The organism is Enterobacter kobei, assembly GCF_001729765.1.
Taxonomy (GTDB): domain Bacteria; phylum Pseudomonadota; class Gammaproteobacteria; order Enterobacterales; family Enterobacteriaceae; genus Enterobacter; species Enterobacter kobei.
The window spans coordinates 1,856,787-1,876,824 of record NZ_CP017181.1 but is presented as its reverse complement, the minus strand read 5'-3'; the positions used below and the strand labels follow the sequence as shown (position 1 = coordinate 1,876,824).

Sequence of the window (20,038 nt, the reverse complement as noted above, 5' to 3'; positions counted from 1 at the left end):
AGCGCAGCGCCACCCGGCATTTCTTCTCCAATCCCCATAAAGTGAACTCCCTCGCATCCTCAGCGAAGCGGCAATGCTATTCTCGTCAGGTTGTTTTTTCGCCACGCCTTTTCTGTGGCGTGGTTATTTTATTAAGTCAAAGAGGAAATTATATGAAACGTTTGCCCTTGCTGGCAGCATTACCCTTGCTTTGCGCGTCACTGGCTTCCGCTGCGCCCCTGATGTCCGTCGGCTATTTCAACGGGGGTGGCGATGTCACCGCCGGACCGGGTGGCGACATTAATAAACTGGATGTCCGCCAGATCACCCACCTGAACTATTCGTTTGGTCTGGTCTACAACAACGAGAAAGACGAAACCAACGCCGCGCTGAAAGATCCGACGAAACTGCATCAGATCTGGCTTTCGCCAAAAGTGGCATCCGATCTGGCCTTAATCCCCACTCTGCGTAAACAAAACCCGCACCTTAAAGTGCTGCTCTCTGTTGGCGGCTGGGGTGCGCGTGGTTTCTCTGGCGCAGCGGCCACCAAAGAGAGTCGTGCGGTGTTTATCCGATCCGCCCAGGAGGTTGTCGACAAATACGGTCTGGACGGGATTGATCTCGACTGGGAGTACCCGGTCAACGGCGCGTGGGGACTGGTTGCCAGCACGCCAGCCGACAGGGACAACTTCACCGCGCTGCTGAAAGAGATGCGCGACGCATTCGGGCAGAAAAAGCTGGTGACCATTGCGGTAGGCGCCAATGCGGAAAGTCCGAAAAGCTGGGTGGATGTCAAAGCCATCGCTCCCCTGCTCGACTACATCAACCTGATGACCTACGACATGGCGTATGGTACCCAGTATTTTAACGCCAACCTCTATGATTCCAGCGCCTGGCCGACGGTGGCTGCTGCCGATAAATACAGCGTGGACTTTGTGGTAAATAACTATCTGGCCGCGGGACTGAAACCACAGCAGATGAACCTCGGGATCGGGTTTTACGGTCGCGTACCGAAACGCGCCGTTGAGCCGGGTATCGACTGGAGCAAGCCGGACGCACAAAAAAATCCGGTCACCCAGCCCTACTTTGGACCGCAGGAGCTCGGCTTGTTCAGGTCGCTCGGCTATGACCTGTCCAAAGATACCTACGTGAAGTACAACGATATCGTGAAAAAGCTGCTGAACGATCCGCAGAAGCGTTTTACCGAGCACTGGGACGACCAGGCGAAAGTGCCGTGGCTCTCCGTGGAGGCAGCCGACGGCAAGGCGCTCTTTGCGATTTCGTATGAGAACCCACGTTCCGTGGCGATCAAAGCGGACTACATTAAACAGAAAGGTCTCGCCGGGGCGATGTTCTGGGAGTATGGCGCGGACGATAACAACCAGTTAGCGAAGCAGCTGGCAGAGTCATTAGGGATCCCGCAAAAGTAGCGACGCATTCAAACCCTCTCCCCGTGGGAGAGGGTTGGATGAAGGCATCAGCCCGCACGTTTATTGCATTTTCAGCGTCGCAATTGGCTTCGGCGTGATGCCAAAATCTTCTTTCAGCTCTCGCTTGCTTTTCATCACCATCTGGCCGTTGGTATCGATCGTCATGTGCTGCGCGTCAGTATTGTTGCGCGCCTGCCACAGCATCACCAGCTGCAAACTGTTCTCTTTTTGCTCAGGGGTAAGCGCCACGCCATCCGGCCATTTTCCCAGTTCAACGGCGGTGACCAGACGCTGATAAACATCCTGGGTCATCCCGTTAATCATGTCATCAATATTCACGATCTCTCCCTTTCAAAGGAATAATTTGCTGAATCGTTTTTTCAACCCTTGATCTGGTCGCCGTTTTCATCATCCGTGAAGCTCATGGAGGCCGAATTGACGCAGAAACGCTCCCCCGTTGGCTGTGGACCATCCGGGAAGACGTGCCCCAGGTGTGCGTCGCAGGTCCCGCAACGGATTTCCGTGCGCACCATGCCGTGCGAGGTGTCAGTCAGATAGCGGATTGCCTCATCGCTCACCGGCTCGTAAAAGCTCGGCCAGCCGCAGCCGGAATCGAATTTCGTTTGTGAGTTAAACAGCGGGGCATCACAGACCAGACAGTGATAGACGCCGTCTCGCTTGTTGTGCAGTAAACGCCCGGTGAATGGCGGTTCCGTGCCGTGGTTCTGCGTCACGTAAAACTGCATTTCTGTGAGGTTTTTTTTCAAATCGTCAGGGTTACGTTGGTTCGACATATGCTTACATCTCGCTGTAGAAACAGACATCTTTTAACCCGGATTCTAACAAAACATTAACACCCTTGCGTGCACTTTTGTTCTAAACTTATGTGTCGCGAAAAGGCGGTCAGGCAATTGTGATCATGTTCACATTTTTATCCTGCGAGGACTTTAAAATTCCGGGCGCAGCCCCCATGTGGTTGCAAGCTCAAAGGGAAAGTGAGGCGAGTCAGTCGCACAAACGTTAGTCACAGGATTGATTTGTCGCAATGATTGACACGATTCCGCTTGACGCTGCGTAAGGTTTTTGTAATTTTACAGGCAACCTTTTATTCACTAACAAATAGCTGGTGGAATATATGACTATCAAAGTAGGTATCAACGGTTTTGGCCGTATCGGCCGTATTGTTTTCCGTGCTGCTCAGAAACGTTCTGACATCGAAATCGTTGGTATCAACGATCTCCTGGACGCTGAATACATGGCGTACATGCTGAAGTACGACTCAACTCACGGTCGTTTCGACGGCACCGTTGAAGTGAAAGACGGCCACCTGGTTGTTAACGGCAAAACCATCCGCGTTACTGCTGAGAAAGACCCAGCTAACCTGAAATGGAACGAAATCGGTGTTGATGTTGTAGCTGAAGCTACCGGTATCTTCCTGACCGACGAAACTGCACGTAAACACATCACTGCAGGCGCGAAGAAAGTTGTTCTGACTGGTCCTTCTAAAGACAACACCCCAATGTTCGTTCGTGGTGCAAACTTCGAAACTTACGCTGGCCAGGACATCGTTTCCAACGCATCCTGCACCACCAACTGCCTGGCACCGCTGGCTAAAGTTATCAACGACAACTTCGGCATCATCGAAGGTCTGATGACTACCGTTCACGCTACCACCGCTACTCAGAAAACCGTTGACGGCCCGTCTCACAAAGACTGGCGCGGCGGCCGTGGCGCGGCTCAGAACATCATCCCATCCTCTACCGGTGCTGCTAAAGCTGTAGGTAAAGTACTGCCAGAACTGAATGGCAAACTGACTGGTATGGCGTTCCGCGTTCCAACGCCTAACGTATCCGTTGTTGACCTGACCGTTCGTCTGGAAAAAGCTGCTTCTTATGAAGAAATTAAGAAAGCAATCAAAGCTGCTTCCGAAGGCGCAATGAAAGGCGTTCTGGGTTACACCGAAGACGACGTTGTATCTACTGATTTCAACGGCGAAGTGTGCACTTCCGTGTTCGATGCTAAAGCTGGTATCGCACTGAACGACAACTTCGTGAAACTGGTTTCCTGGTACGACAACGAAACTGGCTACTCTAACAAAGTACTGGACCTGATCGCTCACATCTCCAAATAAGTTGAGATGAGTGTTTGATCCAAAAAGGCGACTTCGGTCGCCTTTTTTATTGTTTTTTAGACAGAGGATTGCTTAATGATTAATAAAATATTTGCACTTCCGGTAGTCGAACAACTTACCCCTGTGCTCTCCCGCCGCCAGATTGACGGCGCTGATGTTATCGTCGTTGACCACCCGCGCGTGAAAGCCTCCGTGGCGCTGAATGGCGCCCACCTGCTCTCCTGGAAGCCTGAGGGCGAAGAGGAAGGACTGTGGCTGAGCGAGGCCACCTCGTTCAAAAAAGGGGCTGCTATCCGTGGCGGCGTCCCCATCTGCTGGCCATGGTTCGGCCCGTCCACACAGCAGGGTTTGCCGTCTCACGGTTTTGCCCGTAACCAGCAGTGGACGCTGAAAGCGCACAATGAAGATGACAACGGTGCCGTGCTGACCTTTGAGCTGCAGGCGAATGATGAAACCCGCGCCCTGTGGCCGCATGATTTCACCCTGTACGCCCGTTTCAAGCTGGGTAAAACCTGCGAAATTGAGCTGGAAGCGCATGGCGAGTTCGAAACCACGTCTGCCCTGCACACCTACTTCAACGTGGGTGACATCAACGCAGTGAAGGTGAGCGGCCTCGGCGATACCTTTATCGACAAAGTTGATAATGCGAAAGAGGGCAAGCTGAGCGACGGCGTTCAGGCTTTCCCCGATCGTACCGACCGCGTCTATCTCCACCCGGAAGCCTGCAGCGTGATCCACGATGGTGCCCTGAACCGCGGCATTGAGGTCGTTCATCATCATCACAGCAATGTGGTGGGCTGGAACCCAGGTCCGGCATTGTCTGTCAGCATGGCCGATATTCCTGATGACGGTTACAAAACATTCGTTTGTGTAGAAACAGCCTGCGTGACCACGCCGCAGAAAGCGAGCGAAGAAAAACCGTCTCGTTTAGGGCAGACGATCCGTATTGTTAAGCGATAATCGCCCTGCACCACAAAAAAGCAAACGGGGCGCAAGCGCCCCGTTTTGATGCAATAATTGCACTGAATTAATGCACAATCAGAACTTGTAGGTCACACCCACAGAGAAGATACCCGCCCATGACTTATCGACCATCGGGCTATCTTTCACTTCATCGCTCAGACGCTCATAACGGCCAGTACCGTAGACGCTCCAGTCGCCAAGGAAGTTATAGCTCGCGGTCAGCTCCAGGTAGGGATCCCAGCCATCATCTGCGCTGTAGCTTTTCAGACCACTGCGGCGAGACTCGTTTTTAGAGACGCCGTAATAGTAGTCGTTGTAGTTTTCACTGTTGTACTGCACACCGATGCCCGGCGTCAGGGTAAACCCGCCGTTGGTATAGCGGTACAGCCACGCCAGGTCCCAGATAAAGCCGTTGCTGTTGTCCAGCGTATCACCTGCCAGAGCAGTACGCAGGAAGCCATACTCGGTGTTATGCACGTATGAAAGCCCGGCCATCATGCTACTTTTGCGCTTATCGAGCTGGCGAAGCGCGTGGCTGTCGCTGTCTCCCGGCTTGAAGTGCGTTGGATCGTAGTAGGCCATGATCGAGAGCTTGTCGGCCGTGTCGTTCCAGAGATAGTAGCCGCCGCCGAGACCGCGGAACCAGACGTTCTCGCCTTCATAGGTGATAACGGGAACAGGATATACGTCACGATCATACTGTTTGTATGGGCTGTTAATGACGCCAACACCCGCGCCAACCGTCCACTGACTTTCCGCCTGAGCGGTGCTAACTGCGGTCGCGGCAAGGATGCCCAATGCCAGAAGTTTGAGTTTGGTCACAATCCATTCTTTCCTGTAGTCAAATAATCAGCGGGAGAAGTGTAACCGCCATTCCCGTACAACCCAAAATTTTTTGCCTGCTAATCAGTCTGATTAACCCGTTATTTTTCACTTTTCAGATGACAGCACGCTTTCATTTATATGACCACTGAATGAAAAACGTGCTTAAGTCTTATAACCCAGGTGGAAATTTTTGGATGAGTTATTGATATGTCATTGAAATTAGATTTTCTCAGCATGCAAGTTTGGCAAATGCCATCTACGCTTAATTTTAAGAAGAGTTTTCCTGAACGCCCTGCGGTTCTTAGCCTCTGACCTGGCACACAGGTTGCTGCTCTGGCAGTGAGGTGCGAGAGATTCTCTTCCGGGAGCCTCCACTACTCATACGAACGGCTCTTATCCTGTGCTAAAAAACGAAAGGACGGCATGCCATGAATATATTCGATCACTATCGCCAGCGCTATGAAGCTGCCAAGGACGAAGAGTTCACACTGCAGGAGTTTCTTACCATTTGTCGGCAAGATCGCAGTGCCTATGCCAATGCGGCAGAACGGCTATTGATGGCTATTGGTGAGCCAAACATGGTTGATACTGCCCTGGAGCCACGGCTTTCCCGTCTATTTTCGAATCGGGTGGTCGCCCGATATCCGGCGTTCGAAGAGTTCTACGGCATGGAAGATGCCATTGAACAGATTGTCTCCTATCTGAAGCATGCCGCTCAGGGTCTGGAAGAGAAGAAACAGATCCTCTATTTACTCGGCCCGGTCGGTGGCGGTAAATCCTCGCTGGCTGAACGCCTGAAGTCGCTGATGCAGCGCGTGCCGATTTATGTGTTGAGCGCTAATGGCGAACGCAGCCCGGTGAACGACCATCCGCTGTGCCTGTTTAATCCACAGGAAGATGCGCAAATTCTGGATAAAGAGTTTGGCATTCCGCGCCGCTACCTCGGCACCATCATGTCGCCGTGGGCGGCAAAACGCCTGCATGAGTTTGGGGGCGATATCACCAAATTCCGCGTGGTGAAAGTGTGGCCGTCTATCCTTGAGCAGATCGCCATCGCCAAAACGGAACCGGGTGATGAGAACAACCAGGATATCTCGGCGCTGGTGGGTAAAGTTGATATCCGTAAGCTGGAAAACTTCGCACAAAATGACCCGGATGCCTACGGCTATTCCGGTGCGCTGTGCCGCGCCAACCAGGGGATTATGGAATTCGTGGAGATGTTTAAAGCACCAATCAAAGTGCTGCATCCTCTGCTGACGGCGACCCAGGAAGGGAACTATAACGGGACGGAAGGTATCTCCGCCCTGCCGTTTAACGGGATAATCCTCGCCCACTCGAACGAATCCGAATGGGTGACCTTCCGTAATAATAAAAACAATGAGGCCTTCCTTGACCGCGTGTACATCGTCAAGGTGCCTTATTGCCTGCGGATCTCCGAAGAGATCAAGATTTACGAGAAACTGCTCAACCACAGTGAGCTGGTGCACGCTCCCTGCGCGCCAGGCACGCTGGAAACGTTGTCGCGCTTCTCTATCCTTTCGCGTTTGAAAGAGCCGGAAAACTCCAGCATCTACTCAAAAATGCGCGTCTATGATGGCGAAAGCCTGAAAGACACCGACCCGAAAGCGAAATCCTATCAGGAGTATCGTGATTACGCCGGGGTCGATGAAGGGATGAACGGCCTGTCCACCCGTTTCGCGTTTAAGATCCTCTCCCGCGTCTTTAACTTCGACCATGCGGAAGTGGCGGCCAACCCGGTTCACTTGTTCTACGTGCTGGAGCAGCAGATTGAACGCGAGCAGTTCCCGCAGGAGCAGGCTGAACGCTATCTTGAGTTCCTGAAAGGCTACCTGATTCCGAAATACGCCGAGTTCATTGGCAAAGAGATCCAGACAGCCTACCTGGAATCCTATTCAGAGTATGGACAGAATATTTTCGACCGTTATGTCACCTACGCTGACTTCTGGATCCAGGATCAGGAGTACCGCGACCCGGATACCGGCCAGCTGTTTGACCGTGAATCCCTGAACGCGGAACTGGAAAAAATCGAGAAGCCTGCCGGGATCAGCAACCCGAAAGACTTCCGTAATGAGATTGTGAACTTCGTCCTGCGCGCCAGAGCGCATAACAACGGACGCAATCCGAACTGGACCAGCTACGAGAAACTGCGCACCGTTATTGAGAAGAAAATGTTCTCCAATACCGAAGAGCTGCTGCCGGTTATCTCGTTCAACACCAAAACCTCAACCGATGAGCAGAAGAAACACGACGATTTTGTCGACCGTATGATGGAAAAAGGCTACACCCGCAAACAGGTTCGCCTGCTCTGCGAATGGTATCTGCGCGTGCGTAAATCGTCCTAAAACAAGTGCCCGGCAGCGCTAGCGCCTGCCGGGCCAACAAAAACGCAAGTTGGCAAATGCAGTACGGGGGGTATATGACCTGGTTTATTGACCGGCGTCTTAACGGCAAAAACAAGAGCACGGTGAACCGCCAGCGCTTCTTGCGCCGTTACAAAGCGCAAATTAAACAGTCGATCTCCGAGGCCATCAACAAACGCTCGGTGACCGACGTCGACAGCGGCGAGTCTGTTTCCATCCCCACCGATGACATCAGCGAACCGATGTTTCATCAGGGGCGAGGCGGTCTGCGCCATCGCGTACACCCAGGTAATGACCACTTCGTTCAGAACGACAGAATTGAGCGTCCTCAGGGCGGCGGCGGTGGTTCAGGAAGCGGTCAGGGACAGGCCAGCCAGGACGGTGAAGGTCAGGATGAGTTCGTTTTCCAGATTTCAAAAGATGAATACCTCGACCTGCTGTTTGAGGACCTGGCGCTGCCAAATCTGAAAAAGAATCAGCATCGTCAGCTTAACGAGTACAAAACCCATCGCGCGGGCTATACCGCCAACGGCGTCCCCGCCAACATCAGCGTCGTGCGTTCGTTGCAGAATTCGCTGGCGCGGCGCACGGCCATGACGGCAGGCAAACGTCGTGAACTGCGCGAACTTGAGAGTAGCCTGAAGGTCGTGGAAAACACGGAGCCGGCGCAACTGCTGGAAGAGGAGCGCCTGCGCAAAGAGATTGCCGAGCTAAGAGCGAAGATCGATCGCGTTCCGTTTATCGACACGTTCGACCTGCGTTACAAGAATTATGAAAAACGCCCAGAGCCCTCCAGCCAGGCAGTGATGTTCTGTCTGATGGACGTCTCCGGCTCCATGGACCAGGCCACAAAGGATATGGCGAAGCGTTTTTATATCCTGCTCTACCTGTTCCTGAGCAGAACCTATAAGAACGTGGAAGTGGTCTATATTCGCCACCATACGCAGGCTAAAGAGGTCGACGAGCATGAGTTCTTCTACTCGCAGGAGACCGGCGGCACCATCGTCTCCAGCGCGCTGAAGCTGATGGATGAAGTCGTGAAAGAGCGTTACGACCCGGCGCAATGGAATATCTATGCCGCGCAGGCGTCCGATGGTGATAACTGGGCCGACGACTCACCGCTGTGTCACGACATCCTGGCGAAGAAAATTCTGCCGGTGGTGCGTTACTACAGCTATATCGAAATTACCCGTCGCGCGCATCAGACCCTGTGGCGGGAGTATGAACATCTGCAATCGATGTTTGATAATTTTGCCATGCAACATATCCGTGACCAGGATGATATTTATCCGGTGTTCAGGGAGCTCTTCCACAAGCAGTCTGCTAACAGCAACGCATAATCTCACAGCCAGCGAACGCGCTGGCTGTTTTCTTTCGACGCCGTTCTTCTCGTGCTAATGTAGCCATCTGCATACTGGATTATCACCGGGAAAATCACGATGACTGACGACGTTATGGGGACAGGAACCCACCAGCAACTGATAACCTTACTCACCGGGCAAGGCGCACGTTTTCGGGTTCTGGAGCACGAGGCGGTCGGGAAATGTGAAGCGGTAAGTGAAATACGCGGGACCGATCTGCGTCAGGGCGCAAAAGCCCTGGTCTGCAAAGTGAAGGGAAACGGTGTTAAAAAGCATGTTCTGGCGATCCTGGCCGCCGATCTGCAGGCCGACCTGAGCCGGCTTGCCAGCCATTTCGGCGGGCTTAAAGCCTCCCTCGCCAGCCCGGCCGAGGTAAGTACCCTTACCGCCTGCGTATTCGGCGCTATTCCGCCTTTTAGTTTCCACCCCGATCTGACGCTGGTCGCCGACCCGCTGCTGTTCGAGCGTTTCGACGAGATCGCGTTTAACGCCGGCCTGCTGGAAAAATCCGTGATCATGGATACCCAGGATTACCTGCGCATCGCCCGTCCTGAGCTTGTGACTTTCCATAAAGTCTAACCGTGAAGGCTGACTGTCAGCCTTTTCTCTCCAGCAACAATACGGAAGCGACGAGAATCGCGGCAATGGCGAAAAACGATGAGGAGATAATCAGCGTTTCAACAAACATGTGATCGTTCATGATAGCGACCCCTTTGCGATATCTGCCTTCGTTTTAAACCGCGTAAATGACAAGGTTATGACAGCGGTAAAATCTTTTTAAAACTGTTCTCCGCCCTTTTTCCGCGTACAGTAAGCAGGACGATTATTTTGGCAAGGATTCCCTATGTTTGACCCTACTCTGCTCATTCTCCTGGCACTCGCCGCGCTGGGTTTTATCAGTCATAACACCACCGTCGCCATCTCGATTCTGGTGCTGATTATCGTGCGCGTCACGCCGTTAAATACCTTTTTCCCGTGGATAGAAAAGCAAGGCCTCACCATCGGGATAATCATTTTAACCATCGGGGTGATGGCGCCCATCGCCAGCGGTACGCTTCCCGCCTCAACGCTGCTGCACTCGTTTGTCAACTGGAAATCGCTGGTGGCTATCGCGGTAGGTGTTTTTGTCTCATGGCTCGGGGGGCGCGGCGTTACGCTGATGAGCAGCCAGCCTTCGCTGGTTGCGGGTCTGCTGGTGGGCACTGTGCTGGGCGTAGCGCTCTTTCGCGGCGTGCCGGTGGGCCCGCTGATTGCAGCCGGGCTGGTCTCCCTGTTTATCGGGAAGTCGTAGTCAGGCTGGCCATGTAACGCGCTGGCGTTTGACCCAGCCCCTTCTTAAACATGGTAATAAACGCGGTGGTCGAGTCATAACCCAGTGACTGCGCCACCTGCTGTACCGATTTCCCGCCGATCAAATGCTGTAACGCCACAATAAGCTGCAGCTGGTGACGCCAGCGACGAAAGCTTAAACCGGTCTCTTTTACCACCAGTCGCGCCAGGTTGCGTTCGCTCATGGCGAAGTGGCTTGCCCATTGTGCCAGCGTCTGCCAGGCCGCGGGCTCTTCAGCCATCTTCTCGCTCATCAGCCGGATTTTTGGATGGGGCGAGACGGGTAACTGTAAATGCTCCTGACGCTGGAGCGGCAGTTCATCAAACAGGACATCGACCAGTCGGGATGTGGCCGCAAGCTGAAGCTGTGCCTGCGATTTTTCTGCCAGAGATAAAATGAGCTCCCGCACCAGAGGGGACATTTTCAGCGTACAACAGCGGTCGGGCAGACTGGCGGCGCCGGGCTCAATGAACAAAAAGCAGAGCTGCGCCCCCGGCGTGGCCCTGTTACTGTGCGGCATCTGCCCGGGGATCCAGACCGCGTACTGGGGCGGTACCATCAACATGGCATTTTCCACTTCACAGGTAATCGCGCCGCCAAGCGCCAGAATCAGCTGTCCCTTGCGGTGATGATGCAGGGGTATATATTGTTCCTCCGCCACCACACGGATGCGAAAGGCGACGGCCGCATCATGCTGGCTATCAGGATCGTAGCCGTCCAGTCCCAGTCCAATCATCATGTTGTCCGATTTTAGCGATAAACTGTCATTTTAGCCTGATTTCAACCGACGGGAAAATCGGTATTGTGTGCGCTCGCTTGAACGTATGAGAACATAATGACTACTGCTATTCGCACCTCAGGAAAACACGGCGCGCTGTTGATTGCAGGCATCCTGATGATCGCCACCACGCTTCGCGTCACCTTTACCGGCGCAGCCCCGCTGCTGGATACCCTTCGCCTTGATTATGGCTTAAGCACGGCGCAAACCGGTCTGCTGACCACCCTGCCCCTGTTGGCTTTTGCCCTGATCTCCCCGCTCGCCGCAGGTCTGGCCCGACGTATTGGCATGGAGCGTAGCCTGTTTATCGCCCTGTTGCTGATTTGCGCCGGGATAGCCATTCGCTCCCTGCCTTCCGCTGCCCTGCTTTTCATCGGCACGGCAGTGATTGGCTGCGGGATCGCGCTTGGGAACGTGCTGTTACCGGGTTTAATTAAACGTGACTTTCCGGGCCAGGTGGCGAAACTCACGGGTGCCTATTCCCTGACGATGGGGGCAGCCGCCGCGTTAGGCTCGGCGCTAATCGTGCCGCTGGCCCAGGGTCATGCGGGCTGGCAGGGCGCGCTGCTGATGCTGATGGTGTTTCCGCTGCTCGCCTTGCTGCTCTGGCTGCCGCAGTGGCGTCAGAAACATGTTGCGACGGTAACAGGCGCAGGCGCGTTACATAACCGCGCAATCTGGCGTTCTGCTCTCGCCTGGCAGGTGACGCTCTTTCTGGGGATTAACTCCCTTATCTATTACGTCATCATCGGCTGGCTGCCGGCGATACTGCTTAGCCACGGCTACAGCGAGGCGCAGGCTGGTTCGGTGCATGGTCTTTTACAGCTGGCGACAGCCGTGCCGGGACTTGCCGTTCCGCTGATCCTCCATCGGCTGAAAGATCAGCGGACGATCGCCGGTGCAGTGGCGTTGATGTGCGCGGTAAGCGCAGCGGGATTGTGGTTTATGCCGGATATGGCGGTGATGTGGACGCTGGTGTTTGGCTTTGGCTCCGGGGCAACGATGATCCTCGGCCTGACGTTCATCGGTCTGCGCGCGAGCTCTGCGCATCAGGCGGCAGCATTGTCCGGTATGGCACAGTCTATCGGCTACCTGCTCGCTGCCTGCGGACCGCCGCTGATGGGTAAAATCCACGATTCGGTAGGAGACTGGCGCATCCCCCTTCTCGCCTGCGCGCTGGCCGCGATTGTCATGGCCGTCTGCGGGATACTTGCCGGGCGCGACCGGGAAATCGCGCCCCGCTAAACACGAAGGCAGACCATCGGGTCTGCCCTGTTTTAGCCCCGCGCCGCGCGAAGTATTGCCTGTACGAGAACCACCGGACGTCCTTCCAGCGCAGCACGCTCGTGCTGGAACAAAGTGATCACAAAGAACGGGTGGGTTATCAGCTCCGCCGCACGGATTTCCCCCTGTTCGTCCCAGCCCGTCACGCGCATATCACCGCTCTCCAGCGCCTGAGCAAATTCCGGCGACACACCATAGTTGCAGTGATATCCCTCTTCAATTTCGGGTTTGCCGTAGGCTTTGGCGATCAGCGTATTGCTGCGCAGTTCAATGGCATCGGATATTTCCACCAGCGAGCAGGTCAGCGGCGCGATCACCATAGTGCCTTCGGTATCCGTCTCAGCATGTGCCGCATCGTGCCAGCCCAGCACGTTACGGGCATACTCAATCAGCGCATGCTGGAACCCACCGCAAGTCCCCAGGAACGGAATACTGTTTTCACGGGCGTAGCGTGCGGCGATAAAGGCGGCCTCTGTGTTTTTATAGGGGCTCGCAGGAACCAGCCAGATGGCATCGTAGCCCACCAGATCCTCAGAACTGGTTAATTCCGGGGTAGCAAGCCAGTCGTAATCGGCGGTGAGGTCAAGAACGGCCGCAGCATCGTCAATGGCCAACGGGATCGCCTTGTGTGCAATAACATCAGGATTGTAATCGCCAACCAGCGCAATGCGGAGCGTCGTTTTAACCGGGAGGTGTTCCATGAAAGGTTCCTTATGCCAGAGTATTATCAGATAACATAAGGAACCTCAGACTACCGATCTTCTGCAATTATCACAATACCTTAAATTGGGAGGGTGGAATTATGATTCAGTGCAAACGCGTCTATGAGCAGGCAAGCCCGGACGATGGCTATCGGGTGCTGGTGGACAGACTCTGGCCGCGCGGGGTTAAAAAAACGGACCTCGCCCATGACGAATGGTGTAAAACACTCACGCCATCGAACGCATTACGTCAGGAGTATCATAGCGAAGCTATTGATTTTGCGACTTTCAGTAAAGCCTATCAGGAAGAACTGGCGCAGCATAAGGGCGAGGGAAGGCGTCTTGCGGCGCTGGCACACAAGCAGACTCTCACCCTCCTCTATGGCGCGAAAAACACGGAACAGAATCACGCCCTGGTTTTAGCCGACTGGCTACGCCATTTGTGATCAGCTGATTGTCAGCTCATCCCGCATTTGCGGGGCTTGATCAGGGGTGAGCGGCATCAGATGTTCGGCGCGAACAAACGCAAAGCCGTGCTGATTGTCAAAGGCGTAGACGTCTCCGGTGACCAGCCAAAGCGCGCGGTCCGCACTTGCGGGTAATTGCGTCATCACGCCGTTAACCGGGTTTACAAAACGCAGGCCAGGCTGGCAAAGACCAAACAACTCAACAGATTTACCAATATTGCGACGGCCAGACGCCGTGCGGGCACCGATGATCATCGCCATGCTGCCCGGTTTAAGCTGAAACATACTTCTCTCGCGGTAACAGTAGCCAGATACTAGCTAAGAATAATCCTAAAGAGAAGTGTATCGCAGCTCCAGCCCTTCTGTCACCTGGTGGGTTGCGGATGATCGCGACGATAGAGCGTCCATTCGTCGATCACTTCACCACCCGGCAGCTTGCACTCGGTACGAACACCCTGCGGGCTTTGAATCGGGATCTGTTCCCCGCCCTTTTCCAGACAGTAAACGGAAGCCGGGTTCGCCATACCTACGGCCTGAGGCGGTTTGGGCGCATCGGGTGGGGTTGTTTTTGCGGTACAGGCGGCCAGGGGAAGCGTCAGCGCCAGAAGCAGAAATCTCATCGCATCGATCCTTTTGACATCATCTTTGCCTAAGGGTAACGGCTCAGCGCCGCTTTCTCCATATATAAAATTTTCCGCATTCATGTTTTACTATGCCTGAAGCCTAAGAATTCAGCATAACATGCAGATGCAGACGTCTTCTGCCTGGGAGTCTTTCTACGTCATGTCGGATATTATCCTTGCCCGTGTTTCAGAAACCCTCGTTACTGAGCAATCCCTTGAAAGTCTCGTTCGTCAGCTGCTGGAGATGCTGGAAATCGTCACCGATATGGAGTCGACTTACCTGACGAAGGTGGATATCCAGGCGCGGCTGCAGCATATCCTTTATGCCCGAAACAGTAAGCAGATGACGATCCCGGAGGGGCTGAGCGTGCCCTGGGATGAGACGCTGTGTAAGCGCGCGCTGGATAGCGACACCATCTTCAGTAACGATGTCCCCGAGCGCTGGCCGGAGTGCGAAGCGGCGAAAGCTCTCGGTATTACCACTTACATGAGCATTCCGGTTCATCTCGCCGATGGCTCGCTTTACGGTACGCTTTGCGCCACAAGCACGGCTAAAAAGCCGCTCAGCGAGCGCGGTGAACAGATGTTAAAATTATTCGCCGGGTTGATTGGTCAGTACATTCAGAAAGAATCTCTGGTGAACCAGCTTCGGGAAGCCAACGCGGCGCTCATCGCACACTCTTATACCGATGCCCTTACCGGCCTGCCCAACCGTCGCGCCATCTTTGAGGATCTGACTACTCTGTTTTCCCTGGCTCGACACCTGAAACGTAACGCCATCATTGCGTTTATCGACCTGGACGATTTTAAATTGATTAACGATCGGTATGGGCATGAAGCAGGCGACCAGTTCCTGATTGAAGTGGGCAAGCGTTTGACCGCAGAAAAACAGCAGGACGATATCATTGGTCGGCTGGGCGGCGATGAGTTTCTGGTGGCCTCTCTGAGTCATGTCGACAATGAGGAGCACATGAATCAGCTTAAAGCGCGCTTCAACGCCCGCATTGCAGGGGAATACTGGCTGGGTAACATTAATCTTATTTATCCGGGAGCCAGCCTCGGCGTCATCGAAGTGGACCCAGACGTAACCGATCCGGACAGCGCATTACGTGCTGCTGATGTGGCGATGTATCAGGATAAGAAAGGAAAAAGCAAAACACGCTTTCTCGCGATGGATTAACCCCGTACACTCTACGGCGGGTAATGACTCCAACTTATTGATAGTGTTTTATGTTCAGATAATGCCCGATGACTTTGTCATGCAGCTCCACCGATTTTGAGAACGACAGCGACTTCCGTCCCAGCCGTGCCAGGTGCTGCCTCAGATTCAGGTTATGCCGCTCAATTCGCTGCGTATATCGCTTGCTGATTACGTGCAGCTTTCCCTTCAGGCGGGATTCATACAGCGGCCAGCCATCCGTCATCCATATCACCACGTCAAAGGGTGACAGCAGGCTCATAAGACGCCCCAGCGTCGCCATAGTGCGTTCACCGAATACGTGCGCAACAACCGTCTTCCGGAGCCTGTCATACGCGTAAAACAGCCAGCGCTGGCGCGATTTAGCCCCGACGTATCCCCACTGTTCGTCCATTTCCGCGCAGACGATGACGTCACTGCCCGGCTGTATGCGCGAGGTTACCGACTGCGGCCTGAGTTTTTTAAATGGCGGAAAATCGTGTTGAGGCCAACGCCCATAATGCGGGCGGTTGCCCGGCATCCAACGCCATTCATGGCCATATCAATGATTTTCTGGTGCGTACCGGGTTGAGAAGCGGTGTAAGTGAACTGCAGTTGCCATGTTTTACGGCAGTGAGAGCAGAGATAGCGCTGATGTCCGGCAGTGCTTTTGCCGTTACGCACCACCCCGTCAGTAGCTGAACAGGAGGGACAGCTGATAGAAACAGAAGCCACTGGAGCACCTCAAAAACACCATCATACACTAAATCAGTAAGTTGGCAGCATCACCAGAAAGCCCTTAAGGACATCGCACCGCTGGTGCTTAAGCATCAGCTGGTCGTTTCGCTCAATTTTGGTCGAACGGAAATTGAAGATGGACAATTTATCAGCATTTTGCGCCGTGGATGTTTAGCCAACAACATTCCGCTGTCTCTGGTAAAAGTCGAGCTCTCTGAAAAAGCCGTTTCCACCGCGAATATTCTGGAGGGCTTCTGTCAGAAGTTAAAATCCCTTGGTGTCAGAATATCCATTGATGACTTCGGTGTGCAAAACTCCAACCTGGCCAGGCTTTCGCTTCTTGAATATGATGAGATCAAAATCGACAAGTCGCTGGTCGATGGCATCAGTGAGCATTATAAACAGAACATTTTTGTTATCTTTAGCGACGCCCTCGCAAAACTGAATAAAACGCTGGTTTTCGAAGGCGTTGAGAACGAAATACAATTCCGCTTTATTGCTGAACGATATCCTGAGGCTCTGGTTCAGGGATGGTATTTTTCAAAATCTGTTTCCCGCCGTGAGCTTGCGAAGCGGCTCCTGGGTCTGGCGCGGTAGGCTATTCATTTCCCCACTGATTAAGGAAGTTCGCAATATCATCAATACGTTCAGCATGAACCCCGGCTTCACGCGCCATCTCTTGCTGAGCTTCCTCATCAATCTCCTCATTATTTGATAACCGCGTGAGCAGCAGCTGGAAATAATGCGCCAGTGGGTCCTGCTCTGACTCACTGACAGGCTTTGCGGCTTCCGTCGCGTATTCTTCGACGATGTCATAATACTTCAATGGGATGTCGTTATTCATAACTGTCTAAACCTCTCACGATGAAGCCACAAGTATATCGGACGACGCACGGTTGACCAACGCGTTGCTTCAGATAAGCAGCGCAAGCAGGGCGGCAAGCGCAGGTAAAGCCTGAACATACAGAATCTTCCGGCTGGCGGTCACTGCGCCAAAGAGACCGGCAATCAGCACGCAGGCCAGGAAGAAGATGGCCACATGAACGCCCTCTTCACCGAGCCAGAGGCTCCAGAGCAAACCCGCCGCAAGAAAACCGTTGTATAGCCCCTGATTCGCGGCCAGCACGCGGGTTTCACGCGCAAATTCCGGGCTGAGATTAAACGCCTTATGCCCGGTTCTGGTGTCCCACAGAAACATTTCCAGCACAAGGATGTAAAGATGGATAAATGCAACGACAGCGATAAGAACAGTGGCTAGCATCGTGTTATTTCCTGCAGGCAGAGGCAAAAAAAACGGGAACCCTCAGGCCCCCGCTCTTGTTTAACCCAGAGTCTGGATTACATGTTCGCGATGATCGCGTCGCCAAACTCTGAGCATTTCAGCAGTTTAGCGCCTTCCATCAGACGTTCGAAATCGTAAGTTACGGTTTTCGCGTTGATCGCGCCTTCCATACCTTTAACGATCAGGTCTGCGGCTTCGAACCATTCCATATGACGCAGCATCATCTCTGCGGACAGGATGATAGAGCCTGGGTTCACTTTGTCCTGACCTGCATATTTAGGAGCAGTACCGTGGGTCGCCTCGAACAGAGCGCACTCGTCACCGATGTTTGCACCAGGGGCGATACCGATACCGCCAACCTGTGCTGCCAGGGCGTCAGAGATGTAGTCACCGTTCAGGTTCATACAGGCAATCACGTCGTATTCAGCAGGACGCAGCAGGATCTGCTGCAGGAACGCATCGGCGATCACATCTTTAACGATGATCTCTTTGCCGGTGTTCGGGTTCTTGATCTTCTGCCACGGGCCACCGTCGATCAGCTCACCGCCGAACTCTTCTTTCGCCAACTGGTAACCCCAGTCTTTGAAGGCACCTTCGGTGAACTTCATGATGTTGCCTTTGTGAACCAGAGTCACAGAGTCACGGTCGTTGGTGATCGCGTATTCGATAGCCGCGCGCACCAGACGTTTAGTCCCTTCTTCGGAGCATGGCTTGATGCCGATACCGCAATGTTCAGGGAAGCGAATTTTCTTCACGCCCATCTCTTCGCGCAGGAATTTAATCACTTTTTCTGCGTCTGCAGAGTCTGCTTTCCACTCGATGCCCGCGTAGATGTCTTCTGAGTTTTCGCGGAAGATAACCATATCGGTCAGTTCAGGGTGCTTAACCGGGCTTGGGGTGCCCTGATAGTAACGCACCGGACGCAGACAGACGTACAGGTCCAGCTCCTGACGCAGTGCCACGTTCAGGGAGCGGATACCGCCGCCGACTGGGGTGGTCAATGGGCCTTTGATAGCAACGCGGTAGTCGCGGATCAGGTCCAGCGTTTCTGCTGGCAGCCAGACGTCCTGGCCATAAACTTGAGTCGATTTCTCACCGGTGTAAATTTCCATCCAGGAAATTTTACGCTCGCCTTTGTAGGCTTTCTCAACAGCGGCATCAACCACTTTCAGCATTGCCGGGGTAACGTCTACACCGATACCGTCACCTTCAATGAACGGGATAATCGGATTGTGAGGAACGTTAATCTTGCCGTTTTGCAGGGTGATCTTTTTACCTTCCGCCGGAACAACTACTTTGCTTTCCATTAACCTCTCCTTCGAGCGCTTCTGGTTGTTACTGATCTTATGTTAATAAATTGTAATGAGCCCTTCGATAGTACCTGAATGTCCTGCGCCATGAAAGGTCTTCGTTATTAGGCTATAATGCTGCAATTGATAACGCCTGAAAATACCATGAAGAAAACTTCTTTTACAAAACACTGGGTTGAGCGATTCAGCTCGCGACAAGCCGCCAGAAGACCGCAAGAAACCCAGCCGAAGCGGGTTATTTTGTTCAATAAACCCTACGATGTTTTGCCGCAGTTCACCGATGAGGCCGGACGCAGCACGCTGAAGGATTACATTCCCGTTCAGGGCGTGTACGCCGCCGGGCGTCTGGACCGGGACAGCGAAGGACTTTTAGTTTTAACCAACGACGGCGCTCTGCAGGCAAAGCTCACACAGCCGGGAAAACGCACGGGCAAAATTTACTTCGTGCAGGTCGAAGGCGAACCGGACGAAGAAACGCTGGAGAAATTGCGCCGCGGCGTAACGCTGAACGATGGTCCAACCCTGCCTGCAGGTATTGAACGCGTGAATGAACCGGAGTGGCTATGGCCGCGCAATCCGCCCATCCGCGAACGCAAATCCATTCCGACAAGCTGGCTCAAAATCACCATTTATGAAGGCCGCAACCGTCAGGTTCGGCGCATGACCGCTCACGTCGGCTTCCCTACTCTGCGTCTGATTCGCTACGCCATGGGCAGCTACACCCTGGAAACGCTGGCAAACGGTGAATGGCGAGACGTTACCGCTTAAGGAGTCACTATGTTTAAACCTCATGTTACGGTCGCCTGCGTGGTCCACGCCCAGGGTAAATTCCTTGTGGTCGAAGAGAGCATTAACGGTAAAGCGCTGTGGAACCAGCCAGCCGGGCACCTTGAAGCCAATGAGACCTTACTGCAGGCAGCAAAACGCGAGCTGTGGGAAGAGACCGGCATACACGCTGAACCCCAGCACTTTATCCGACTGCATCAGTGGATTGCGCCCGATAGCACCCCGTTCCTGCGCTTCTTGTTTGCCGTCGAGCTTAGCGAAATGTGCGCCACAGAGCCGCAGGATGACGATATCGACCGCTGCCTGTGGGTGACTGCCGAGGAGATCCTTAACGCGCCAAACCTGCGCTCGCCGCTGGTTGCGGAAAGCATTCGCTGCTGGCAGTCTGCTGGCCGCTTACCGCTGGAAGTCATCGGCGCATTTAACTGGCCGTTTACAGAGGGTGCCAATGGTGGGGGGGCGTGATAGAATACGCCGCCTTGAAGTTCAATG

24 protein-coding genes and 1 pseudogene are annotated in these 20,038 nt (G+C 53.8%); 13 read left to right on the top strand and 12 right to left on the bottom strand.

Annotated features, from left to right (window positions below; genetic code table 11):
- Nucleotides 1-152: 152 nt before the first annotated feature.
- Nucleotides 153-1,409 (top strand): chitinase ChiD, encoded by a 1,257-nt coding sequence (gene chiD / locus BFV64_RS09015; RefSeq protein ID WP_048996953.1) that lies wholly within the window; start codon nt 153-155, stop codon nt 1,407-1,409.
- Nucleotides 1,410-1,469: 60 nt separating this feature from the next.
- On the opposite strand, the gene BFV64_RS09010 is transcribed toward chiD, so the two are convergent.
- Both BFV64_RS09010 and msrB read right to left on the bottom strand, forming a co-directional pair.
- Nucleotides 1,470-1,748: a YeaC family protein gene (locus BFV64_RS09010; protein ID WP_045135041.1), complete on the bottom strand. Its 279-nt coding sequence runs from the start codon at nt 1,746-1,748 to the stop codon at nt 1,470-1,472.
- A gap of 41 nt (nt 1,749-1,789) precedes the next feature.
- On the bottom strand, nt 1,790-2,203 hold the full coding sequence (gene msrB / locus BFV64_RS09005) for a peptide-methionine (R)-S-oxide reductase MsrB (protein WP_023332742.1): 414 nt from the start codon (nt 2,201-2,203) through the stop codon (nt 1,790-1,792).
- A gap of 341 nt (nt 2,204-2,544) precedes the next feature.
- Here msrB and gapA point away from each other — a divergent pair, with 341 nt between their 5' ends.
- Complete coding sequence (gene gapA, locus BFV64_RS09000) at nt 2,545-3,540, top strand: glyceraldehyde-3-phosphate dehydrogenase (RefSeq protein ID WP_014831506.1); 996 nt, start codon at nt 2,545-2,547, stop codon at nt 3,538-3,540.
- Between the two features lie 75 nt (nt 3,541-3,615).
- Nucleotides 3,616-4,500, top strand: a complete 885-nt coding sequence (locus BFV64_RS08995) for a D-hexose-6-phosphate mutarotase (protein ID WP_058690425.1) — start codon at nt 3,616-3,618, stop codon at nt 4,498-4,500.
- A 78-nt stretch (nt 4,501-4,578) separates the two neighbouring features.
- Here the strand turns inward: BFV64_RS08995 and BFV64_RS08990 are convergent, their stop codons facing one another.
- Nucleotides 4,579-5,325, bottom strand: coding sequence for a MipA/OmpV family protein (locus tag BFV64_RS08990; protein WP_069601943.1), 747 nt, complete (start codon nt 5,323-5,325; stop codon nt 4,579-4,581).
- Nucleotides 5,326-5,756: 431 nt separating this feature from the next.
- Between BFV64_RS08990 and yeaG the strand changes: the two genes are divergently transcribed.
- The 3 genes from yeaG to BFV64_RS08975 all read left to right on the top strand — a co-directional run bounded on the left by yeaG (nt 5,757) and on the right by BFV64_RS08975 (nt 9,649).
- On the top strand, nt 5,757-7,691 hold the full coding sequence (gene yeaG, locus BFV64_RS08985; protein ID WP_014883443.1) for a protein kinase YeaG: 1,935 nt from the start codon (nt 5,757-5,759) through the stop codon (nt 7,689-7,691).
- Nucleotides 7,692-7,765: 74 nt separating this feature from the next.
- Nucleotides 7,766-9,049: a YeaH/YhbH family protein gene (locus BFV64_RS08980; protein WP_014883442.1), complete on the top strand. Its 1,284-nt coding sequence runs from the start codon at nt 7,766-7,768 to the stop codon at nt 9,047-9,049.
- 99 nt (nt 9,050-9,148) lie between these two features.
- Nucleotides 9,149-9,649: a YbaK/prolyl-tRNA synthetase associated domain-containing protein gene (locus BFV64_RS08975; RefSeq protein ID WP_069601942.1), complete on the top strand. Its 501-nt coding sequence runs from the start codon at nt 9,149-9,151 to the stop codon at nt 9,647-9,649.
- A 16-nt stretch (nt 9,650-9,665) separates the two neighbouring features.
- Here BFV64_RS08975 and yoaI read toward each other — a convergent pair whose 3' ends face one another.
- Entirely contained in the window at nt 9,666-9,770 is a 105-nt protein-coding gene (gene yoaI / locus BFV64_RS25290; RefSeq protein ID WP_023332737.1) for a small membrane protein YoaI, read from the bottom strand.
- A gap of 144 nt (nt 9,771-9,914) precedes the next feature.
- On the opposite strand from yoaI, the gene BFV64_RS08970 reads away from it, so the two are divergent.
- Nucleotides 9,915-10,361, top strand: a complete 447-nt coding sequence (locus BFV64_RS08970) for a DUF441 domain-containing protein (RefSeq protein ID WP_023332736.1) — start codon at nt 9,915-9,917, stop codon at nt 10,359-10,361.
- Here BFV64_RS08970 and BFV64_RS08965 read toward each other — a convergent pair.
- On the bottom strand, nt 10,345-11,136 hold the full coding sequence (locus tag BFV64_RS08965) for an AraC family transcriptional regulator (protein ID WP_023332735.1): 792 nt from the start codon (nt 11,134-11,136) through the stop codon (nt 10,345-10,347). The genes BFV64_RS08970 and BFV64_RS08965 overlap by 17 nt on opposite strands.
- 99 nt (nt 11,137-11,235) lie before the next feature.
- Here BFV64_RS08965 and BFV64_RS08960 point away from each other — a divergent pair, with 99 nt between their 5' ends.
- Nucleotides 11,236-12,423, top strand: a complete 1,188-nt coding sequence (locus tag BFV64_RS08960) for a CynX/NimT family MFS transporter (protein ID WP_032636931.1) — start codon at nt 11,236-11,238, stop codon at nt 12,421-12,423.
- Between the two features lie 32 nt (nt 12,424-12,455).
- Here BFV64_RS08960 and BFV64_RS08955 read toward each other — a convergent pair whose 3' ends face one another.
- Nucleotides 12,456-13,163 (bottom strand): CTP synthase C-terminal region-related (seleno)protein, encoded by a 708-nt coding sequence (locus BFV64_RS08955; RefSeq protein WP_069601941.1) that lies wholly within the window; start codon nt 13,161-13,163, stop codon nt 12,456-12,458.
- A 101-nt stretch (nt 13,164-13,264) separates the two neighbouring features.
- On the opposite strand from BFV64_RS08955, the gene BFV64_RS08950 reads away from it, so the two are divergent.
- Nucleotides 13,265-13,609: a DUF488 domain-containing protein gene (locus BFV64_RS08950; protein ID WP_069601940.1), complete on the top strand. Its 345-nt coding sequence runs from the start codon at nt 13,265-13,267 to the stop codon at nt 13,607-13,609.
- Here the strand turns inward: BFV64_RS08950 and BFV64_RS08945 are convergent, their stop codons facing one another.
- Together BFV64_RS08945 and BFV64_RS08940 are read right to left on the bottom strand one after the other, a co-directional pair.
- A complete protein-coding gene (locus tag BFV64_RS08945) occupies nt 13,610-13,915 on the bottom strand; it encodes a nuclear transport factor 2 family protein (RefSeq protein ID WP_045269430.1) in 306 nt (101 codons plus the stop codon).
- 80 nt (nt 13,916-13,995) lie between these two features.
- Nucleotides 13,996-14,250: a putative hemolysin gene (locus BFV64_RS08940; RefSeq protein ID WP_023332730.1), complete on the bottom strand. Its 255-nt coding sequence runs from the start codon at nt 14,248-14,250 to the stop codon at nt 13,996-13,998.
- A gap of 163 nt (nt 14,251-14,413) precedes the next feature.
- Here BFV64_RS08940 and BFV64_RS08935 point away from each other — a divergent pair, with 163 nt between their 5' ends.
- Nucleotides 14,414-15,433 carry a sensor domain-containing diguanylate cyclase gene (locus BFV64_RS08935; RefSeq protein ID WP_069602474.1) on the top strand — a complete coding sequence of 340 codons (1,020 nt, stop codon included), beginning with the start codon at nt 14,414-14,416 and terminating at the stop codon, nt 15,431-15,433.
- Between the two features lie 34 nt (nt 15,434-15,467).
- Here the strand turns inward: BFV64_RS08935 and BFV64_RS08930 are convergent.
- Nucleotides 15,468-16,165 (bottom strand): IS1-like element IS1B family transposase gene (locus BFV64_RS08930; protein ID WP_095033700.1). Its coding sequence is split into 2 segments (ribosomal slippage): nt 15,468-15,916 and nt 15,916-16,165, totalling 699 coding nucleotides; the frame shifts between segments, so codons are not numbered across the junction.
- 54 nt (nt 16,166-16,219) lie between these two features.
- Here BFV64_RS08930 and BFV64_RS08925 point away from each other — a divergent pair.
- Nucleotides 16,220-16,765 (top strand): annotated as a pseudogene (locus tag BFV64_RS08925) (EAL domain-containing protein); the annotation flags it as partial.
- A 1-nt stretch (nt 16,766) separates the two neighbouring features.
- Here the strand turns inward: BFV64_RS08925 and BFV64_RS08920 are convergent.
- From BFV64_RS08920 to icd, 3 genes are all read right to left on the bottom strand, one after another.
- Nucleotides 16,767-17,012 (bottom strand): DUF2543 family protein, encoded by a 246-nt coding sequence (locus BFV64_RS08920; protein WP_014883428.1) that lies wholly within the window; start codon nt 17,010-17,012, stop codon nt 16,767-16,769.
- Between the two features lie 69 nt (nt 17,013-17,081).
- Nucleotides 17,082-17,429: a DUF1304 domain-containing protein gene (locus tag BFV64_RS08915; RefSeq protein WP_014883427.1), complete on the bottom strand. Its 348-nt coding sequence runs from the start codon at nt 17,427-17,429 to the stop codon at nt 17,082-17,084.
- A gap of 77 nt (nt 17,430-17,506) precedes the next feature.
- Entirely contained in the window at nt 17,507-18,757 is a 1,251-nt protein-coding gene (gene icd / locus BFV64_RS08910) for an NADP-dependent isocitrate dehydrogenase (protein ID WP_014883426.1), read from the bottom strand.
- Nucleotides 18,758-18,874: 117 nt separating this feature from the next.
- Here icd and rluE point away from each other — a divergent pair, with 117 nt between their 5' ends.
- The gene (gene rluE / locus BFV64_RS08905) at nt 18,875-19,528 is read left to right on the top strand and encodes a 23S rRNA pseudouridine(2457) synthase RluE (protein WP_069601939.1); all 654 of its coding nucleotides are present in this window, start codon (nt 18,875-18,877) and stop codon (nt 19,526-19,528) included.
- A gap of 9 nt (nt 19,529-19,537) precedes the next feature.
- Nucleotides 19,538-20,011: an NUDIX hydrolase gene (locus BFV64_RS08900; RefSeq protein ID WP_014883424.1), complete on the top strand. Its 474-nt coding sequence runs from the start codon at nt 19,538-19,540 to the stop codon at nt 20,009-20,011.
- Nucleotides 20,012-20,038: the final 27 nt, after the last annotated feature.

What these genes read in the sequence shown, in the direction of transcription:
- chiD (WP_048996953.1), top strand. Translation starts at nt 153, where the DNA reads ATGAAACGTTTGCCCTTGCTGGCAGCATTACCCTTGCTTTGCGCGTCA.
- msrB (WP_023332742.1), bottom strand. Translation starts at nt 2,203, where the DNA reads ATGTCGAACCAACGTAACCCTGACGATTTGAAAAAAAACCTCACAGAA.
- gapA (WP_014831506.1), top strand. Translation starts at nt 2,545, where the DNA reads ATGACTATCAAAGTAGGTATCAACGGTTTTGGCCGTATCGGCCGTATT.
- BFV64_RS08995 (WP_058690425.1), top strand. Translation starts at nt 3,616, where the DNA reads ATGATTAATAAAATATTTGCACTTCCGGTAGTCGAACAACTTACCCCT.
- yeaG (WP_014883443.1), top strand. Translation starts at nt 5,757, where the DNA reads ATGAATATATTCGATCACTATCGCCAGCGCTATGAAGCTGCCAAGGAC.
- BFV64_RS08980 (WP_014883442.1), top strand. Translation starts at nt 7,766, where the DNA reads ATGACCTGGTTTATTGACCGGCGTCTTAACGGCAAAAACAAGAGCACG.
- BFV64_RS08975 (WP_069601942.1), top strand. Translation starts at nt 9,149, where the DNA reads ATGACTGACGACGTTATGGGGACAGGAACCCACCAGCAACTGATAACC.
- yoaI (WP_023332737.1), bottom strand. Translation starts at nt 9,770, where the DNA reads ATGAACGATCACATGTTTGTTGAAACGCTGATTATCTCCTCATCGTTT.
- BFV64_RS08970 (WP_023332736.1), top strand. Translation starts at nt 9,915, where the DNA reads ATGTTTGACCCTACTCTGCTCATTCTCCTGGCACTCGCCGCGCTGGGT.
- BFV64_RS08965 (WP_023332735.1), bottom strand. Translation starts at nt 11,136, where the DNA reads ATGATTGGACTGGGACTGGACGGCTACGATCCTGATAGCCAGCATGAT.
- BFV64_RS08960 (WP_032636931.1), top strand. Translation starts at nt 11,236, where the DNA reads ATGACTACTGCTATTCGCACCTCAGGAAAACACGGCGCGCTGTTGATT.
- BFV64_RS08955 (WP_069601941.1), bottom strand. Translation starts at nt 13,163, where the DNA reads ATGGAACACCTCCCGGTTAAAACGACGCTCCGCATTGCGCTGGTTGGC.
- BFV64_RS08950 (WP_069601940.1), top strand. Translation starts at nt 13,265, where the DNA reads ATGATTCAGTGCAAACGCGTCTATGAGCAGGCAAGCCCGGACGATGGC.
- BFV64_RS08945 (WP_045269430.1), bottom strand. Translation starts at nt 13,915, where the DNA reads ATGTTTCAGCTTAAACCGGGCAGCATGGCGATGATCATCGGTGCCCGC.
- BFV64_RS08940 (WP_023332730.1), bottom strand. Translation starts at nt 14,250, where the DNA reads ATGAGATTTCTGCTTCTGGCGCTGACGCTTCCCCTGGCCGCCTGTACC.
- BFV64_RS08935 (WP_069602474.1), top strand. Translation starts at nt 14,414, where the DNA reads ATGTCGGATATTATCCTTGCCCGTGTTTCAGAAACCCTCGTTACTGAG.
- BFV64_RS08920 (WP_014883428.1), bottom strand. Translation starts at nt 17,012, where the DNA reads ATGAATAACGACATCCCATTGAAGTATTATGACATCGTCGAAGAATAC.
- BFV64_RS08915 (WP_014883427.1), bottom strand. Translation starts at nt 17,429, where the DNA reads ATGCTAGCCACTGTTCTTATCGCTGTCGTTGCATTTATCCATCTTTAC.
- icd (WP_014883426.1), bottom strand. Translation starts at nt 18,757, where the DNA reads ATGGAAAGCAAAGTAGTTGTTCCGGCGGAAGGTAAAAAGATCACCCTG.
- rluE (WP_069601939.1), top strand. Translation starts at nt 18,875, where the DNA reads ATGCTGCAATTGATAACGCCTGAAAATACCATGAAGAAAACTTCTTTT.
- BFV64_RS08900 (WP_014883424.1), top strand. Translation starts at nt 19,538, where the DNA reads ATGTTTAAACCTCATGTTACGGTCGCCTGCGTGGTCCACGCCCAGGGT.